The sequence below is a fragment of the Bifidobacterium scaligerum genome (assembly GCF_002802865.1).
In the GTDB taxonomy this organism is placed as follows: domain Bacteria; phylum Actinomycetota; class Actinomycetes; order Actinomycetales; family Bifidobacteriaceae; genus Bifidobacterium; species Bifidobacterium scaligerum.
Window position 1 is genome coordinate 108334 of record NZ_PGLQ01000005.1, and the last position, 17971, is coordinate 126304.

Annotated in this window: 15 protein-coding genes and 1 pseudogene; 15 read left to right on the plus strand and 1 reads right to left on the minus strand. The window is 57.9% G+C overall.

The genetic code is table 11. From position 1 onward, the window contains the following. Nucleotides 1–183 precede the first annotated feature (183 nt). The 14 genes from glmM (at nt 184) to CUU80_RS08245 (ending at nt 16434) form a co-directional block, all read left to right on the plus strand. Nucleotides 184–1569: a phosphoglucosamine mutase gene (gene glmM / locus CUU80_RS08185; protein WP_100496823.1), complete on the plus strand. Its 1386-nt coding sequence runs from the start codon at nt 184–186 to the stop codon at nt 1567–1569. Nucleotides 1570–1655: 86 nt separating this feature from the next. Next, entirely contained in the window at nt 1656–2312 is a 657-nt protein-coding gene (locus tag CUU80_RS08190; protein ID WP_100496824.1) for a peptide deformylase, read from the plus strand. 319 nt (nt 2313–2631) lie between these two features. Continuing rightward, nucleotides 2632–2763 carry a hypothetical protein gene (locus CUU80_RS11135; protein WP_279324995.1) on the plus strand — a complete coding sequence of 44 codons (132 nt, stop codon included), beginning with the start codon at nt 2632–2634 and terminating at the stop codon, nt 2761–2763. A gap of 271 nt (nt 2764–3034) precedes the next feature. Then, on the plus strand, nt 3035–4156 hold the full coding sequence (prfB, locus tag CUU80_RS08195; protein ID WP_100496825.1) for a peptide chain release factor 2: 1122 nt from the start codon (nt 3035–3037) through the stop codon (nt 4154–4156). 93 nt (nt 4157–4249) lie between these two features. Next, nucleotides 4250–5515: a cell division ATP-binding protein FtsE gene (ftsE, locus tag CUU80_RS08200; protein WP_100496826.1), complete on the plus strand. Its 1266-nt coding sequence runs from the start codon at nt 4250–4252 to the stop codon at nt 5513–5515. A 3-nt stretch (nt 5516–5518) separates the two neighbouring features. After that, nucleotides 5519–6442, plus strand: coding sequence for a permease-like cell division protein FtsX (gene ftsX, locus CUU80_RS08205; protein WP_100496827.1), 924 nt, complete (start codon nt 5519–5521; stop codon nt 6440–6442). Between the two features lie 133 nt (nt 6443–6575). Continuing rightward, nucleotides 6576–7934 (plus strand): CHAP domain-containing protein, encoded by a 1359-nt coding sequence (locus tag CUU80_RS08210; RefSeq protein WP_100496828.1) that lies wholly within the window; start codon nt 6576–6578, stop codon nt 7932–7934. Between the two features lie 67 nt (nt 7935–8001). Next, nucleotides 8002–8478 (plus strand): SsrA-binding protein SmpB, encoded by a 477-nt coding sequence (gene smpB, locus CUU80_RS08215; RefSeq protein ID WP_100496829.1) that lies wholly within the window; start codon nt 8002–8004, stop codon nt 8476–8478. 474 nt (nt 8479–8952) lie between these two features. Beyond that, nucleotides 8953–9912: an ABC transporter substrate-binding protein gene (locus tag CUU80_RS08220; protein ID WP_100496830.1), complete on the plus strand. Its 960-nt coding sequence runs from the start codon at nt 8953–8955 to the stop codon at nt 9910–9912. 219 nt (nt 9913–10131) lie between these two features. Next, the gene (locus tag CUU80_RS08225; protein WP_100496831.1) at nt 10132–11076 is read left to right on the plus strand and encodes an ABC transporter substrate-binding protein; all 945 of its coding nucleotides are present in this window, start codon (nt 10132–10134) and stop codon (nt 11074–11076) included. A gap of 165 nt (nt 11077–11241) precedes the next feature. Continuing rightward, the gene (locus CUU80_RS08230; RefSeq protein ID WP_100496832.1) at nt 11242–12225 is read left to right on the plus strand and encodes an amino acid ABC transporter permease; all 984 of its coding nucleotides are present in this window, start codon (nt 11242–11244) and stop codon (nt 12223–12225) included. 23 nt (nt 12226–12248) lie between these two features. Further along, the gene (locus tag CUU80_RS08235; RefSeq protein WP_100496833.1) at nt 12249–13061 is read left to right on the plus strand and encodes an amino acid ABC transporter ATP-binding protein; all 813 of its coding nucleotides are present in this window, start codon (nt 12249–12251) and stop codon (nt 13059–13061) included. Nucleotides 13062–13481: 420 nt separating this feature from the next. Continuing rightward, the gene (gene glmS, locus CUU80_RS08240) at nt 13482–15374 is read left to right on the plus strand and encodes a glutamine--fructose-6-phosphate transaminase (isomerizing) (protein WP_100496834.1); all 1893 of its coding nucleotides are present in this window, start codon (nt 13482–13484) and stop codon (nt 15372–15374) included. Between the two features lie 331 nt (nt 15375–15705). Then, a complete protein-coding gene (locus CUU80_RS08245; RefSeq protein WP_165775897.1) occupies nt 15706–16434 on the plus strand; it encodes a pseudouridine synthase in 729 nt (242 codons plus the stop codon). Nucleotides 16435–16633: 199 nt separating this feature from the next. On the opposite strand, the gene CUU80_RS08250 is transcribed toward CUU80_RS08245, so the two are convergent. Beyond that, on the minus strand, nt 16634–17620 hold the full coding sequence (locus tag CUU80_RS08250) for a LacI family DNA-binding transcriptional regulator (protein ID WP_165775900.1): 987 nt from the start codon (nt 17618–17620) through the stop codon (nt 16634–16636). Between the two features lie 236 nt (nt 17621–17856). On the opposite strand from CUU80_RS08250, the pseudogene CUU80_RS11025 reads away from it, so the two are divergent. Then, nucleotides 17857–17971, plus strand: a pseudogene (locus CUU80_RS11025) (carbohydrate ABC transporter permease); the annotation flags it as partial.

The following is a 17971-nucleotide window of genomic DNA, read 5'->3' on the forward strand; positions in this document are numbered from 1 at the left end:
GGTGATTGGACCACGGGGCGAGGAGATGTATTTGCTGGGATTTATATGGTACTAGGCAGGCAATTGCAACCGAATTGAGCAGTATTCCGCAAATCAGTATGACATCGTGCCTTGGGCCGATTACCATGGGTCACGTTATTGGATGAGACGGTATGAAGCCGCTCAAGTGAAGGATGCAAGAGTATGCCGAAAATGTTTGGAACCGATGGTGTTCGTGGCCTGGCCAACCGTGATCTGACCGCCCGATTGGCGCTGGATCTGGGCGATGCCGCCGTGCGTGTGCTGGGCGATGCCGGCACCAAAGACAACCAGCCGGAGGGTCGTCGCCGTGCGTTGGTGGGACGCGATACCCGTGTTTCCGGCGACTTCTTGGCTTCGGCTCTTTCGGCCGGCATGTCCGCAGGCGGCTTTGACGTGATCGATGCCGGTATCATCCCAACCCCTGGTGTGGCTTACCTGACCAGCGTGCTCAACGTGGAAATGGGCGCGGTAATCTCCGCTTCCCATAATCCGATGCCGGACAACGGCATCAAGTTCTTCGCCCGTGGCGGCTTCAAGCTGCCCGACCAGAAGGAAGACGAGATCGAAGCGGTGCTCGGCGAGGACTGGGAGCGTCCGACCGGTGCCGGTGTGGGGCGTGTGAGCCACGACCAGACCACCGCAACCAACCTGTACATCGATCATCTGGTATCCACCATCGCCCCGCTGAACGATGACAAGACTCAGCCCAAGCCGTTGAAAGGGCTGAAGATCGTCGCTGACTGCGCCAACGGCGCCACCTCCGTAGTGGCTCCTGAAGCGTTGCGTCGTGCCGGCGCCGATGTGATCGTCATCAACGCTTCGCCGGATGGCTACAACATCAACAAGAACGCCGGTTCCACTCACCCTGAGCAGCTGCAGGCCATGGTCAAGGCCACCGATGCCGTGATGGGCGTGGCCTTCGACGGCGACGCCGATCGCTGTCTGGCGGTCGATGAAGACGGCAACATGGTCAACGGCGATCAGATCATGGGTATTCTGGCCCGTGCCAAGCAGCGTGAGGGCAAGTTGGCCCATGACACGCTGGTGGTTACGGTGATGAGCAATCTGGGCTTGAAGCTCGCCCTGAAAGACATGGGCATCAAGACCGTGGAGACCTCGGTGGGCGACCGTTACGTGCTGGAAGAGATGCTCAAGAGCGGCTACACGCTCGGCGGTGAGCAGTCCGGCCACGTGATCAACCGCGAATTCGCTACCACCGGTGACGGCACCCTGACGGCTCTGACCCTGTGCAATGAGGTCGTCAAGTCCGGCAAGAGCCTGAAGGAACTCGCCGCTGACTTCCCGCAGCTGCCGCAGACCCTGATTAACGTGCCGAACGTCGACAAGAAGGCCGCCGCGACCAACAAACGTATTCAAGCAGCAGTGGCCCACGAAGAGGAGCTGCTGGGCGATTCCGGTCGTGTGCTGCTGCGCCCCTCCGGCACTGAACCGTTGGTGCGTGTGATGGCCGAGGCCTCAACTCAGGCGTATGCGGATGAGGTCTGCACCCGTCTGGCCAAGATCGTGGCCGAAGAACTCGCCTTGTGACCGTTTTCGGAAATGATTTTCCGAAAACGGTTCCGGCTCTCCTGACTGAATCACCCACACCGTCCCCATCTCAAGGAACACCATTCATGTTCGGTAACAACAACAACAAAGTAGATCTGGAGCTCAACCGCATCGTTGAGCAACTCATCAAAACCGGTGGCAAAGAACGGATTCTGCCGATCGTACAGGCCGGCGAGCCGGTCCTGCGCCAGCAGACGGTTGCCTACCATGGTCAGCTGTCCAAGCGCACGCTGTCCAAACTCATCGACACCATGCACACCACTATGCTCGAAGCGCCCGGTGTAGGCCTTGCAGCCACGCAAATCGGGCTGGGACTGGCTCTCGCCGTGGTTGAGGACCATGTGCGTGATGACGAGGATGATCCGCGTGAGATCGCTGAATTCCCGTTCCATGTGATCATCAATCCCTCCTACAAGCCTGCCAGCGATAAAACCGCCAGCTTCTATGAGGGCTGTCTGAGCTTCGACGGGTATCAAGCCGTACGCAAACGCTGGTTGGATATTGAAGCCGAGTGGGATGACGAGGATGGCAAACGTCATAAAGAACATCTGCACGGCTGGCCTGCGCGAATCTTCCAGCATGAAACCGACCACCTCAGTGGTGAGCTGTACATCGATCGCGCCGAAATCCGCTCGTTGACCACCAACGAGAATCTTGAGGATTACTGGTGCGAGGATCCGGTGCCCACCGAAGCTTCTGAAGAGCTCGGCTTCGCGCTGTGACGCTGTGACGCCGCGACGCTGTGACGCGGTGATGCTGTGACGCCGCTGATGAACGGCCGTCAGCCGTTCCTTGTTCCCGCAATAAGGCCATATCTCGTGAAAATGTAACGCTTACCGTCACTCAGCGTACCTTTTTCACGAAGTTCCCGGTTATCGTGCGCGACGTAACGTCAGGATTGGGAGGAGATAGGGAGGAGATAGGAAGCGTGTTGGCCGATCCGGCATCCTCGACGGCTGGAATCGCCGAGACGGCCGGCGCTCTGATACGCTTCAGCTCAACACGATTCCCGTCTCAGGCCATCGCTATACTCCTGACCTCGTGAGTAACTATCAGGACAGCCGCCAGCAGCGTGAGAACCGCCGCCGCATCATTGTGCGTGTGGTGTGCGTTGTCATCGCCGTGGCCATGCTGGGTTCCCTGGTCATTCCCGCAATCTACGCGGGGCTTTGACGCTGCCTGCACACATTGCCCCCCCGCGACTCGGCAAGCGTCCGGAAGCGCTTTTGGCCATGCCATCGTTCGCGCGAAACTGAATGATGGAGATGCACGGCGCAGTCCTAACGCTACGATATCGCGCAGCGATACGCAGAAGGCGCCATAACGATGACGAATCAAACTCAACATCATCTGGCGTCTACAGGTCGCGGAAATGTGTGCAGGCTGTCAACGAAGACGTGATAGTCCAAGGTATTGCACAGTACGAACAGTAAGGTAACAAACGATGGCTGAATTTGATTTTTCCCAGGCGATAGGCGAAGCCCGCGCCAAATATGATTCCATCGCCAAGGCGTTGGATGTCGACCGACTGAAGGCTGAAATCAAGGATCTCGAAGCACAGGCGGCGGCACCTGGCCTGTGGGACGATCCTGAGAACGCGCAGAAGATCACCAGCAAGCTGTCCGCCGCCGAATCACAGCTGAAAAGGCTTGAATCCGCGGCCCAGCGCATCGACGATGTGGAGACGCTGGTGGAGCTCGGACGCGAGGAAGGTGATCAGGAGTCGCTGGATGAAGCCCAGAACGAAATCGGCGACATCAAGAACGATCTTGACTCCATGGAGATCCAGACCCTGCTTGACGGCGAATACGACGAGCGCTCCGCAGTGGTAACTATCCGCTCCGGCGCGGGCGGCGTGGATGCGGCTGACTTCGCCCAGATGCTGTTGCGCATGTACCTGCGTTACTGCGAGCGCAACGGCTTCAAGGCCAAGGTGATGGATACTTCTTACGCTGAAGAAGCCGGCATCAAATCCGCCACCTTCCAGGTGGATGCCCCGTACGCCTACGGACGTCTTTCCGTGGAAGGCGGTACCCACCGTCTGGTGCGTATCTCCCCGTTCGATAATCAGGGCCGTCGTCAGACCAGCTTCGCTGCCGTCGAGGTCGTGCCGCTGGTCGAAGCCACCGATCACATCGACATTCCGGACACGGATATCCGCGTGGACACCTATTGCTCTTCCGGTCCTGGCGGTCAGGGTGTGAACACCACCTACTCCGCCGTGCGCATCACCCACCTTCCCACGGGCATTGTGGTGACCATGCAGGACGAGCGCTCGCAGATTCAGAACCGCGCTTCCGCCATGGCCGTGCTGCAGTCTCGACTGCTGGTGCTGCGTCATGAAGAGGAAGCCAAGAAGAAGAAGGAACTCGCCGGCGACATCAAGGCCAGCTGGGGCGATCAGATGCGCTCCTATGTGCTGCATCCGTATCAGATGGTCAAGGATCTCAGGACCGGTTACGAAACCAGCCAGACTCAGGCCGTATTCGATGGCGACATCAACGGTTTCATCGAGTCTGGCATCCGTTGGCGTCACGAGCAGCGTCGCGCCGCTTCCGAGGAGTAAATTCTCGCGGAGCGACTTCCATCGTTCCGGCTTCCTGGATCAGGAGGCCGGAACGGATCATAAGAGCTACAGAGCTACACAAGGGAAAGCATTATGGCACTGATCTCGTTGGACAACGTATCCAAGATCTACCCCAAAGGCACGCGTCCGGCGCTCGACAACATCAATCTCAATATCGAGCGTGGCGACTTCGTATTTCTGGTGGGTGCTTCCGGTTCCGGCAAAACCACGCTGCTGAGTCTGCTGCTGCGTGAAGAGGAGGCCACCGGCGGTGAGATTCGTGTCGCCGGCAACGATCTGCGCCGTATCGCCAACCGTCAGGTGCCGCAGTACCGTCGCTCTTTGGGGTTCGTGTTTCAGGACTACAAGCTGCTGAACAACAAAACCGTCTGGGAGAATGTGGCGTTCGCTCTCGAAGTGATCGGCACGCGCCGCTCCACCATCAAGTCGTTGGTTCCCAAGGTGCTGGACACCGTGGGCCTGACCGGCAAGGAAAAGAACTATCCGCATGAGCTGTCCGGTGGCGAGCAGCAGCGTGTGGCCATCGCCCGCGCCTATGTGAACCATCCGCAGATTCTGCTGGCGGACGAGCCCACCGGTAACCTCGACCCGACCACGTCGCTGGGCATCATGGAGGTGCTGGATGCCATCAACCGCACCGGTACCACCGTGGTGATGGCCACGCATAACGAAGAGATCGTCAATTCGATGCGCAAGCGTGTGATTGAGTTGCACAACGGCAAGATCGTACGTGATGAGGCCCATGGCTCGTATGATTCGGCACTGTATTTCCCGGATGCTCAGGTCGAAGCCAAATCCGGGGCCGCAAATCATATGTTGCCGTCTGTTTCGGTTGCCGACGATCCTGAAGGCCCGTCCGAGGGCATCGCGCGCTTGGCTAATTCCGTACATTCCGGCCGCACCGGTCGCTATGGGGAGACTTTCGCCCCGATCGAAGATACGTTGACGTGGGGCAAGGGCATTCCGCTTGACGATCCGGCAGCGGCCATGGAACGTACGCAGGCTTACAATCCGCTGACTGGTGAGTCTGGTGAGTCTGCCGGGGCCGATGGGGAGCATCAGACCGATGACAGCGATCAGACCGCTCAGCCGAAGTCTGCGAATCCTTCCGATACCGTGACCGACTCGCAAGATACCGCAGCGCCGTACAAGACCGAAACGCCTTCAATGGATACGCCAAAGGACGAGAAGGAGACTGCTGAGGCCTCTGCATCCACTTTGCCACCTGCTCCGCTGCCGCCTGCGCCGCCGGCTCCGCCAGTCGGGCCATCGCGTCCATCCGCTGGGCGAAACCAGAATACAGAGCATTCGCAGCACACACAGGAGAAGGAAGACTAAAGCATGCGCGCACGATTCATCCTGTCTGAAACCTGGACCAATCTGACCCGTAACCTGTCCATGCTGCTGTCGTTGACGTTGGTCACGTTCATTTCGTTCCTGTTCATCGGTGCTTCGGTCCTCACTCAGGCCCAGATCACCAAGGCCAAGGGCGATTGGTACGACAAGGTCGAAGTGGTGGTCTGGCTTTGCCCGGATGGCACCAGCCAATCCGCCAACTGCGCTTCCGGCACCGCGCCATCTGCCAGCGAAATCACGGCATTGCAGAAAACCATCCGTGACGAGCTGAGCGATGTGGTATCCGAAATCACATACGTCAGCAAGCAGGATTTCTACGACAACACTTTTACCAAGCAGTATCCGAACGGCGAATTCCAAGGCCGTACGCTGACCGCGGACGATATGCAGGACTCCCTGTGGCTTAAGCTCAAGGACCCCACTAAATATCAGGTGGTCTCTGAAGTGCTTTCCAGCAAGGAAGGCGTGGAGGATGTCACCGATCAACGGCAGATCTTCGATCCGGTTTTCGCGGTGCTTAATCGTGCCACGGCCGTTACGGCCGTGCTCGCCGGCATCATGGTGCTGGTCGCCATTCTGCTGACTGGCACCACCATCCGCATGTCCGCAGCGTCACGACGTACGGAAACCGAAATCATGCGTTATGTGGGTGCTTCGAATTGGACGATTCGATTGCCGTTCATCTTGGAAGGCATGATCGCCTCGATGATCGGCTCGCTGTTGTCGTGTCTGATGCTATCGGTGATCGTGCGGGTGTTCATCACCGGATGGCTGGCGCAATCGGTGACGTGGATTCCATACGTCAATCAGTGGACCGTCCTGATTATTTCTCCGTTCCTAGTATTGGGCGCGGTGCTGCTGTCGGTCGTTGCTTCGACGATTTCTCTGAGGCGATACCTCAAGGCCTAACCGGTTGCGGCATGTGAGCGGAACTTCTGAACGAGAGGGGAGTCGGTCTTATGCGACTTCTCTCTTGACGAACGCTCATTCAGCAACACGTGTTATGGTGAGGGCTTGACAATAATGAAAGGACTCTGAGCGCATGACGAAGTCACACGTGATGAAGCCGATGCTGGCGGCTGTGGTGGCAGGGGCTGCCTGCCTGGCCGGTTTGGCAATGACCCCTGTGATTCCTGCCCAGGCGGACACGTATTCCGATCTGGTCAACGCTCAGAATCAGCATGCGGCATCCGCCCAGCGCGAGGCGGAGCTCAAGCAGCAGTTGGCCGGTGCCAACGCGGAACTGGCTGCCAAGGTGCTTGAGCTGGATGATCTGACCAACAACAAGATTGTCGCCGCTCAGGCCAAGGTTACGCAGGCCAATGAAGACGCGGCTACGGCTCAGGATGAGGCGGATGCCGCTGCGGATCGACTTGCCGCCGCACAGAAAGACCAGGCGACGCTTGAGGAACAGATCAAGCAGACCGGTAAGGATTATGACGATGCCCATGCCGCCGTCGCGCAGTTGGCCCGCGAGGAGATGCACGGTTCCAATGCTTCCGATGTGATGAGCGTGGTGACCGGTGCCACCAGCACGCAAGACTTCGTCAACTCGATGCAGTCGCGAGACGCGTTGTCTCGCAATGAAGCCAATGCCGCTTCTTCGGCAGCCACCACGTTGAATACGTCGATGAACCGCAGTGAGCGTCTGGCGGCCATTGAAAAGCAAATTGCCGTGCTGAAAACCAAGGCGGACGAGAAGGCCGCTTCGGCCCAGACCGCTGCTGAAACCGCGCAAAGCGAGCGTGACGCGCTTGATAAGTTGCGCCAGCAGGGCGAGGAAAAGCGCAACGAGCTTTCCGCACTGGTGGAGAACCTCAACGATGAATCCGCCAAGCAGGCGGCGCAGACCGTGCTGATCGCATCGCAGGTGGATTCCTATAACCGCCAGTATCAGAAGGAACAAGCCGAAGCGGCCAATAAGGTGGATCCAGGCATTCAAGGCACCACCACCGTGCCGTCCAACCCTACGGTGACGCCTTCCACACCGTCCACTCCCACGGTCACGCCGTCTATGCCTTCCACCGGCACCGGTGGTCAGGGTACGTCCAACGGCGATTATGGCAACGCCTACGTGGCCGGCCAGTGCACGTGGTGGGCGTATGACCGTCGTAAGCAGATGGGCATCAACACCCCGTCCTATCTTGGCAACGGTGGTGACTGGTGGCGTACGGCCCCGTCGTACGGTTTGCGGGTGGACCACAACCCCGAGGTGGGTGCGGCGCTCTCTTTCCTGCCCGGTCAGGATGGTGCCGATGGCACTTACGGCCATGTTGCTGTGGTGGAAGCTGTCAACGGTGATGGTACGTTCGTCATCTCCGAGATGAATGCCCTTGCCGGTCCGTTCAACACCAATACCCGTACTTTGACCAATGGGGGACAGTACTGGTTCGTCCACTGATCGACGTGCCGTGTCCCGCTGACAACATGAATAATGAACGTGAATGAATTGATGAAAGGAGGTGGCCATGGCCAAGGAAACCGGTGAAAAGCTGATCGTGCAGAACAAGAAAGCGCGACATGACTATGCCATCGAAGACAAGTATGAAGCGGGATTGGCATTAACCGGCACTGAAGTCAAGTCCCTTCGTGAAGGACGTGCCTCGCTGGCGGAAGCTTTCGTCTCCATCGACCGTCGTGGGGAAATGTGGTTGGAAGGTGCCAATATCCCCGAATACCTCAACGGTACTTGGAACAATCATGCGCCCAAGCGCAAGCGTAAGCTGCTGCTGCATCGCATGCAGATCACCAAGCTGGCACGCGGTATTGAAGCCAAGGGCTACACGATTGTGCCGTTGAGCCTGTATTTCAAAGACGGTCGCGTCAAAGCGGAAATCGCATTGGCTCGCGGCAAGAAGGAATTCGATAAGCGTCAGGCTCTGCGTGAAGAGCAGGACAAGCGTGAAGCCTTGCGCGCCATGCGCTACGCCAACATGCGTCACTAATCATTCCTCATTAATTCGTAATTCCGAGGCCGGCTTCAAGCCGGCCTTTTTTCGTCTGCCATTCCAGTCGCTCCAGTTACCTCAGACCGTAGCTTGGTGGTTGTGGTATGCGTGGCTCGACTGTAAGCTCGGCCAAACGGCCTTGAGTGTGTCGAGCCACGCATACCACAACCACCAAGCGTCAGCTGCTGCCGCCAGCTGTCTTTGCTTTACCAGTTGCTTCCGTGGACTGTCTTTTTCAGCAGCCTTTGCAAGCGTTCTCCCTGCCCATGTTCCTCGTGAATATCGGGGGCCAATCGGTTCCGGGTCGCGGAATCGACACTAATCGGTTCCAAAACATGGAATTGACACCAAGCGATTTCAGAACGTGGACGCAATCCCACAGATTAACCAAGACGTAGCAAAGTGAACCTACTCTCCACAATTAGCCGGAAACATACCCGCCGGTCGACAATTACGGAGAGAGGAAATCCAATGTCTTACAGCAAGGGAATCAAATCGTTCAAATCCGTCACCGCAGCCGCACTGGGTGTGGCCATGCTGATCGCCGTTGCCGCATGCGGCACCACTGACAGCTCCACCACGTCGGCGGCCGGAGACAAAAGCTCGTCCAGTTCGTCCAAGACCGAGGGCTTCGATACCAGCTCCATCAAGAAGGATGACGCCATCGCCGCATTGCTGCCCGATTCTGTGGCCGGCGACGGTACGCTGACCGTCGGAACCGATACCTCCTACGCTCCGGCCGAATTCCTTGCCGAGGACGGCAAGACGCCGGTCGGTTTCGACGTGGACCTTTCCAAGGCGCTGGCCGCCGTGTTCGGTCTCAAGGAGGAGACGGTTTCCTCCACTTTCGATTCCATTATCCCGTCCGTCGGTTCCAAGTACGATATCGGCATCTCCTCGTTCACCGTAACCAAAGAGCGTCTTGACGCCGTGGACTTCGTGACCTACTTCAAGGCCGGTTCCACATGGGTCACCAAGAAGGGCAATCCCGACAAGGTGGACACCTCCAACCTGTGTGGCGTGAAGGTGGCCGTGCAAACCGGCACCACCCAGGAAGAGGAAGTCAATGCCGCCAACGCGCAGTGCAAGGCTGACGGCAAAGATGCCATCGATATTCAGTCCTCCAAGCTGCAAACCGATGTGACCACCGCCGTGGCCTCCGGCAAGGCGTCCGTGTTCTACGCTGACTCCCCGGTGGCCGGCTATGCCATTGAGCAGACCGGTGACGAATTGGCCGCCCTCGGCGACGATACCGGCGTGACTCCCGAGGCCGTGGCCATCAAGAAGGGTGATTCCGCCACGGCTGAAGCTGTACAGAAGGCGATTCAGAAGCTGATGGATGACGGCACCTACAAGAAGATCCTCGACACTTGGGGCGTGTCTTCCGGCGCTCTTGACAAGGCTGAAATCAATCCTGCGGTAGAGGAGTGACTTCAGCGACATTCCAACGTATGGAAAACAGCATCATGGCAAGGGGCCTGCGATGCATTCCCCGAAGAGTGAGGGAAGGCGAGACGCAGGCCCCTTAACGCGCTCGTAGCATCGCCGGAATACCCTGCTTACCTGTATATTGGGTGAACTGTCGGAGAATTCGCATTTCCCCGCCAAGCCCTAAGACATGTCCTAGGAGAAGAAGAGAGAGGACCGCTCATGTCAACCAAGAATTTGAAGGCTGGCGTCGCATTCATGATGGGTGTGGCCATGCTGGTTTCCACCGTGGCTTGCGGCACCACTGACGAGGCCACGTCCAGTGACTCCGGCAAGAGTGGTTCCGGTGATGCTGCAACCATCACCAGCTACGATGTGTCCGGCATCAAGAAGGACGATGCCATCGCTGCGCTGCTGCCGGATTCCGTGACCAAGGACGGCAAGCTGACCATTGGCACCAACCCGTCCTACGCTCCGGCTGAATTCCTGGACGCCGACGGTAAGACCCAGATCGGCTACGACATGGACCTCGCTCACGCTCTGGGCAACGTGTTCGGTCTTGACACCGAAATCGTTTCGTCTAACTTCGACACCATCATCCCGGCCGTCGGCTCTAAGTACGATCTGGGCATGGCTGCGTTCACCATCACCAAGGAGCGTATGGAATCCGTTGATTTCGTCTCCTACTTCACCGCCGGTATGGCGTATGCGGTGGCCAAAGGCAACCCGAACAACGTAAGTGAGGATGACCTGTGCGGTCTGAAGGTCGCCGTCGAAACCGGCACCGTCGAGGAAGAGGCCATCAACAAGACCGCCGAGCAGTGCAAAGCCGACGGCAAGAAGGATATCGAGATCCAGTCCTCCAAGCAGCAGACCGATGCCACCACTGCTGTGGTGACCGGCAAGGCCGACGTGTTCTTCGCCGACTCCCCGGTCGTGGGCTACGCCATCGCGCAGACCCAAGGCCAGCTTGAGCAGCTGGGCAAGGACTTCGACGATGTTCCCACCGCCATCGCCATCAAGAAGGGCGACAGCGCCACCACCGAGGCTGTCCAGAAGGCCATGCAGAAGCTGATGGACGACGGTACGTATCTGGACATTCTCAAGCACTGGGGCGTGGAATCCGGTGCGTTGACCAAGGCTGAAATCAACCCTGTCACTGAGTAAGTCTTCGGTTCTGCCATTTCCCCGTTGAAGGTCTGCGCGGTACAGGCCTACGCTGAGCGATCCGCGTGTGAACGGTCCATGCCGAACAGGCCCATGCTGAACAGGCCCTCAACGGGAATTGAGCGGAAACTGGAGAACCGTAGGTAATGATCCCAAAGGAAGAATATGGCGAAGAAAGAAGTTGACGGCGAAGGGCTGGATATTCCCAACCGTATCAAGGCGCTTCCGGTCAAGCGTCCCGGTCCCATCGTGGCTGCCGTGATCGTGGCGCTGCTCGCCGCGATGCTCATTCAGGGCATGATCACCAACCCGAGGCTGGATTGGCCTACCGTATGGAAGTACCTCTTCAACGAGAACGTGCTGGAGGGCATCCGCTACACACTGGAGCTCACTGTCATCTCCATGGTGGTGGCGATTATCCTTTCGGTCATTCTCGCTATCATGCGCAAGTCCATCAACCCGGTGTTGCGTGGCGTGAGCTGGTTCTTCATCTGGTTCTTCCGCGGTACTCCTGTATACACGCAGCTCATCTTCTGGGGTCTGTTCTCCGTGCTTATCCCGAAGCTGAGTCTAGGCATCCCGTTCACCTCGGTGGAATTCTGGAGCGTCGATTCCTCCGTGGTCGTCACCGCCTTCAACGCTGCATGGATTGGTCTGGCTTTGAACGAGGCCGCCTACCTGTCCGAAATCGTGCGAGCCGGTCTTGAGGCCGTCGATCCCGGCCAGACCGAAGCCGCGCAGGCGCTTGGCATGAGTCGCACGCTGATCATGCGTCGCATCATCCTGCCTCAGGCCATGCGCATCATCATTCCGCCTACCGGCAATGAAACCATCGGCATGTTGAAGACCACTTCGCTGGTCACTGCCGTGCCGTTCACCCTTGAATTGCAGTTCGCTACGAATGCCATCGCCAATCGTATTTACAAGCCGATTCCGCTGCTGCTTGTGGCCTGCTTCTGGTACCTGCTCATCACTTCCATTCTGATGGTGATTCAGTCCCGTCTGGAGAAGCATTTCGGCAAGGGCTTCGACGCTCGCGCCATGGGCACCCGTGGCAAACAGCCGCCGCTGCCGGGCAAGACCGAGGGCGAGCCCAAGGACGATGTGAACAAGCTCAATGAGGCCGCATTCACCGGCATGACCGCGTGAAGCAGGGGAGAGGCGAATCAACAATGACTGATACTGCAAATACCACCGCTTCCGTCGGCACCGGCACCCAGCCCGCCATCAAGGCTACGCAGGTGCATAAGGCTTTTGGCTCGTTGCACGTATTAAAAGGCGTGGACCTTACCGTTATGCCCGGCACGGTGACTGTGATTCTTGGTCCTTCCGGTTCCGGCAAGTCCACGTTCCTTCGTTTGATCAACCAGCTGGAGACTCTGACCGGCGGTTCCATCGAGGTGGATGGCGAGCTGATCGGCTTCAAACACGTCACCAAGAACGGTCAGGATGTGCTGCAAACCTTGGATGACAAGGAGATTGCAGCCCAGCGTTCCCGTCTGGGCATGGTGTTCCAGCGGTTCAACCTGTTCCCGCATATGACCGCGTTGGAGAACGTGATGGAAGCGCCGGTGCACGTCAAGCATATCGGCAAGAAGGAGGCACGTGAGCTGGGCGTTGCCGAGCTGGAGCGCGTGGGACTGGGGGACCGTCTCGACTACTACCCCTCGCAGCTTTCCGGTGGTCAGCAGCAGCGCGTGGCCATCGCCCGAGCCTTGGCCATGAAGCCTGAGATCATGCTTTTCGACGAGCCCACCTCTGCACTCGATCCTGAGTTGGTGGGCGAGGTGCTGAACGTCATGCGCTCGCTCGCCAAGGAGGGTATGACGATGGTGTGCGTGACCCATGAGATCGGTTTCGCCCGCGAAGTGGCCGATCAGGTGGTCTTCATGGATGGCGGCGTGGTCGTGGAAAAGGGCGGGCCTGACATTATCGACCACCCCACCGAGCCTCGTTTCAAGGACTTCCTACAGCATGTGCTGTAGGAAGGCTGTTCGTTTTTCCTCAGCACTGCCGTGCTTCGGCGTCGCCTACGTGCAGTCCACTGGACTGTACGTTTTACGGCTCCGTCTACAGCACGTGCTGTGACTTGGTAGGAGATCCCTCGTTTTCTGGGCATATACCTACCATCAAGCGACGGTATTACCGGGTTCTGGGCATACACCTACCACGAGCGCACCGATTCTAGTGTTTTCGTGGTGGGTATATGCCCAGAACCGTCTTTACGGTGGGTATATGCCCAGAATAATTGGTAGGTATGTGCCCAGAACCGGACTGGGAGCTCATGGGAGAATGCATACGCGACTGTGTATCAGTGCGAGTAGTGCGTCGATAATGCAAAACATCCGTGCTGGCTGACAGGCCGGAGCGACTCAGGACATATACGTCCGGTAGGCTGGTGAGCTATGTGTGGAATTGTTGGATATGCAGGACATATTGAAACCGCGTGTGACAAGCCTTTGGAAGTCTGCTTGCAAGGTTTGAAGCGTCTCGAATACCGCGGTTATGATTCGGCCGGCGTGGCGCTGACCGCTCCCGGCATGGACAAGGTGGCCGTCCGTAAAAAAGCCGGCCGCTTGAAGAATCTTGTGGAAAGCATTGAGCGCAAGCCGATGCCTGCCGCCACTGTGGGTATCGGCCACACGCGCTGGGCCACCAATGGTGAGCCAAGCGATGTGAACGCCCATCCGCACACCAGCATGGACGGCAAAGTCGCCATCATCCACAACGGCATCATCGAAAACGCTTCCCAGCTGCGGCTAGATCTGCAAGCTGAAGGCTATCGTTTCGCATCAGCCACCGATACGGAAGTGGCCGCCAAACTGCTTGGCAAGATCGTGGACAAGGTCATCGCGGAAAAAGGCCATCCTGATCTTTTTGAGGCTGTGCGCCGCATGGCGCGTATGCTGGCCGGTGCGTTCACCATCCTTGCCACTGATTGTCGTCAGCCGGATATTGTCGTAGGCGCCCGTCATGACTCTCCGCTGGTAGTGGGCCTTGGCGATGGTGAGAACTTCCTCGGCTCCGATGTGGCAGCATTCGTGGCCTACACCAAACGTGCGATGGAAGTGGACCAGGATCAGGCCGTATGCGTTTCCGCTGATTCCGTGGTCGTCACCGACTTCGACGGCAACGTGATCGCCGATCCCAAGACCTACACCGTGGATTGGGATGCATCCGCCGCCGAAAAAGGTGGCTGGGACTCCTTTATGGATAAGGAGATTCACGAAGATCCGGCTGCCGTGCAACGCACGCTGTTGGGGCGATTTGATACCAAAGGCGGCATAACGCTTGACGAGGTGCGCATCGACGAGCATGACTTCAAGGCCATCGACAAGATCATCGTGGTGGCCTGCGGCACCGCCAGCTATGCAGGACAGGTGGCAAAATACGCCATCGAGCACTGGGTGCGTATTCCGGTGGAGATCGAGCTGGCACACGAATTCCGCTACCGTGACCCGATCCTGACCCCGCGCACGCTTGTAGTGGCCATCTCTCAATCCGGTGAAACCATGGACACGCTTATGGCCCTGCGCCACGCGCGCGAACAGGGATCCAAGGTGCTCGCCATCTGCAACACGCAGGGTGCTTCCATTCCACGCGAATCCGATGCCGTGCTGTACACGCATGCCGGTCCCGAAGTGGCCGTGGCCTCTACCAAGGCGTTCGTGGCGCAGATCACCGCTGCCTACTTGCTTGGCCTGTATCTGGCTCAGGTCAAGGGTGCCATGTTCCGCGACGAAATCCATCAGGTGCTTGATTCCTTGAAGGACATGCCGCGCAAGATCCAGTGGGTGCTCGATACCCAGCCCAAGGCCATCCAAGCGGCGGCCGAACACATGGTCAACGCCAACTCCTTCCTGTTCCTCGGCCGCCACGTGGGCTACCCGGTGGCGTTGGAAGGCGCGCTGAAACTGAAGGAAATCGCCTACACTTTCACTGAAGGCTTTGCGGCTGGAGAGCTTAAGCATGGCCCGATCGCTTTGGTGGACGAAGGCGAGCCGGTGGTGTTCATCGTGCCTCCTGAACGTGGTCGCAATGTGTTGCACGCCAAAGTCATCTCTGGCATTGAAGAGGTCAAAGCTCGCGGTGCCTACATTATTGCGGTTGCCGAGCAGGGCGATCCGGATGTAGAGCGGTATGCGGATGTGGTGTTCTGGCGTCCACAGTGTCCCACGCTGATGAGTCCGCTGGTGGATGTGGTGCCACTGCAGCTGTTCGCCATGGATATGGCTAAGCTCAAGGGCTACGACGTGGATAAGCCCCGCAATCTGGCCAAGTCCGTCACCGTGGAGTGATGCGTTTCTTGTGCAAAAGCTGATAGCGTAACTTGACCGCCGTCAGACTTAGGGATGCGATGCTGGACACACTCAAGGCCGTTCGGCCAAGCTTACGGTCCAGCATCGCATCCCTAAGTCTGACGGCTCCATGCATTAATTTATTAGCTTTATTAAGAGGCTGGCAGACGCATCGCCTGACACGCGCCGGGCCGCTCTGCCAAGTCTTTACGGTCGGGTGATGCGCCTGCCAGCCTCTCCCTAGTTCGGGATAGGGGAGGGCGAGGTTTTGTTCGGTTGGGGTCCAGTCCGATAGGTCTCGCCAAACGCAGCTGCAGTTGAAGAAGGTGATATGGAGCGTCCGCATCGATTTGTGACTGAAGAACCGCATATTCCGTTTGAGTTGGATGTGTTGTACGAGGATGAGCGGATTATCGTGGTGGATAAGCCGCATTTTTTGGCCACGATGCCGCGTGGCATGTGGTATCGCGAGACGGCGCTGATTCGACTGCGTGAACAGTATGGTGAACCGGATATTATTCCGGCGCATCGTTTGGATCGCATGACCGCCGGCGTACTCGTGTTTGTGCGAGATAAAGCGTGCCGTGGCGCGTATCAGATGCTGTTCCAGAACAAGCAGGCGGTCAAGGTCTATGAATGTCTGGCTCCTTGCAAGCCTGTTATGCGCCCCCGGTATGGCATCGTCACGCGGTTGGAATCACCTCGGTCCTTTCCTTTGTTGCGCCGCTCGCATATCACCAAGATTCGTGGCGTCATGGCGGCGTATGAGGAGCCCGGCGTGGTGAATGCCGAAACGCTGATCGAGCGAGGGGAATTGATATCGGATAATCCGATGATGTGTCGCTATACGCTGCATCCGCGCACCGGCAAGACGCATCAACTGCGTGTCCACATGAACTCGCTGGGATTGCCGATCATGGGTGATGATTTTTATCCGCGTATCGAAACCCGTTCTTATGACGATTTCAGTCGGCCGTTGGCCTTGGTCGCTCGTACGTTGATGTTTACCGACCCCATTACCGGTGAGCGGCGCGAATATGTCTCCCGCTTGTCGTTGTAAAACGTGCCACGTGGAGCAACGCCAAATAAATCGTTTGTATGTGCGCGCAAGTCACGGGTGCTGCGCGCACAAACAAACGATATAAGGCTCCGAAACCTTTGTATGTACGCGCGGCAGTGGTCAACCGCGCGAACATACAAAGGTTTCGGAGCGGTCGGTATATGGCTATCTTGCAGATGATGACGGCGCGCTGATCAATTCAGCTGATGTCACGCACGGATCCTCGTTCTACCAGCTCGGTGGGAATCACGGTTTTGATACCCACCGGCACACGTTCTCCCTCGCATTGGCGGCGGACCATGGAGAAAGCGGTGGCACCGATATCCCTGAACCGCATGCGCATGGTGGTCAGGTTAAGGCGGGGAACCATGTCTACCAGCGAATCATCCACGCCCACAACGCTGACATCCTCGGGCACGCGCTTGCCTGCCGACTGTAGACCTAATATGGCGCCATAGGCCATCTGGTCGTTGGCTGCATAGATAGCTGTGCAGTTCGGGTCGTGCGCCAACGCTACACCAGCCTGATAGCCGGAATCAGCGCACCAGTCGCCGATATACATGCTTGGCACCGGTGCGCCCATCTGTTCCAATGCCTCGCGCCAGCCACGGGCGCGGCTTTCGGCGGCGCGGGAGGTGGCGGGGCCGGCGATGTGGTAAACGGTTTTGTGTCCCTTGCTCATCAAATAGTCCACGATAGCGGTGGAACAGCCATACTGGTCGGCGTCCACGGTAGGGCAGTGGTCTGCGGGGCCCTCGCAGATGAGTACCACCGGCAGCTCTTTGGGTGGCTTGTACCCCACGAAGTCGGAGATGCGTTCCTCCAACACTACGATTACACCGTCTACCGGTTGGCGCTGCATGCGTTCGACAGCGGAGGCAAGCGTGCGTTCGGTGCCATGGCGCATGGTCTGGATGGTCACGGAGTAGTCGTCCTCAGCGGCGCTGGAGATGACCGAGTCGAGAATACGGGAGTTGCCGAAGCTGGCGGTATTGAACATGACTACACCGATATCCTGGAAACGACCACGCTTCAGCGCTCGGGCCGCGTAGTTGGGGCGGTAGCCGAGTTTCTGCATGGCGGCTTCGACCTTCTGCCGTGTCTCGGGCTTGACGGCATCGCTGCCGTTGGCCACACGGGATACGGTTTGGGGGGAGACTCCGGCTTCTTTGGCCACATCCTGCATCGATACCTGCGACGGCCTGGACATCGTACACGCCTCCGATTGCCTAGAAGTACAACAGTTTGATAACAACGACCGCCATTGTACGTTGATACGGTAACGATAACATCGTTGTTTTCGTGACCATTGTATCAGAAGCGCTCAAAACACTGAATTATCGGCGAGTGGACAATGTTTGGAATCGTGTTATGATGATAACGCAAACATTTTAGTCAGCCTTCGAAGGAGAGGGGTTGGAAATGTCTTCAGCCGAAGTCGCCGCAGGATCCGTGGGAGTGGCTCGGGTGCGTGTGAATAAGCATAAGGCGGATTGGCGTGGTTGGAAGTTCATGTGGCCGTTCGCGGTGGTGTTCG

What these genes read in the sequence shown, in the direction of transcription:
- glmM (WP_100496823.1), top strand. Translation starts at nt 184, where the DNA reads ATGCCGAAAATGTTTGGAACCGATGGTGTTCGTGGCCTGGCCAACCGT.
- CUU80_RS08190 (WP_100496824.1), top strand. Translation starts at nt 1,656, where the DNA reads ATGTTCGGTAACAACAACAACAAAGTAGATCTGGAGCTCAACCGCATC.
- prfB (WP_100496825.1), top strand. Translation starts at nt 3,035, where the DNA reads ATGGCTGAATTTGATTTTTCCCAGGCGATAGGCGAAGCCCGCGCCAAA.
- ftsE (WP_100496826.1), top strand. Translation starts at nt 4,250, where the DNA reads ATGGCACTGATCTCGTTGGACAACGTATCCAAGATCTACCCCAAAGGC.
- ftsX (WP_100496827.1), top strand. Translation starts at nt 5,519, where the DNA reads ATGCGCGCACGATTCATCCTGTCTGAAACCTGGACCAATCTGACCCGT.
- CUU80_RS08210 (WP_100496828.1), top strand. Translation starts at nt 6,576, where the DNA reads ATGACGAAGTCACACGTGATGAAGCCGATGCTGGCGGCTGTGGTGGCA.
- smpB (WP_100496829.1), top strand. Translation starts at nt 8,002, where the DNA reads ATGGCCAAGGAAACCGGTGAAAAGCTGATCGTGCAGAACAAGAAAGCG.
- CUU80_RS08220 (WP_100496830.1), top strand. Translation starts at nt 8,953, where the DNA reads ATGTCTTACAGCAAGGGAATCAAATCGTTCAAATCCGTCACCGCAGCC.
- CUU80_RS08225 (WP_100496831.1), top strand. Translation starts at nt 10,132, where the DNA reads ATGTCAACCAAGAATTTGAAGGCTGGCGTCGCATTCATGATGGGTGTG.
- CUU80_RS08230 (WP_100496832.1), top strand. Translation starts at nt 11,242, where the DNA reads ATGGCGAAGAAAGAAGTTGACGGCGAAGGGCTGGATATTCCCAACCGT.
- CUU80_RS08235 (WP_100496833.1), top strand. Translation starts at nt 12,249, where the DNA reads ATGACTGATACTGCAAATACCACCGCTTCCGTCGGCACCGGCACCCAG.
- glmS (WP_100496834.1), top strand. Translation starts at nt 13,482, where the DNA reads ATGTGTGGAATTGTTGGATATGCAGGACATATTGAAACCGCGTGTGAC.
- CUU80_RS08245 (WP_165775897.1), top strand. Translation starts at nt 15,706, where the DNA reads ATGGAGCGTCCGCATCGATTTGTGACTGAAGAACCGCATATTCCGTTT.
- CUU80_RS08250 (WP_165775900.1), bottom strand. Translation starts at nt 17,620, where the DNA reads ATGCAGGATGTGGCCAAAGAAGCCGGAGTCTCCCCCCAAACCGTATCC.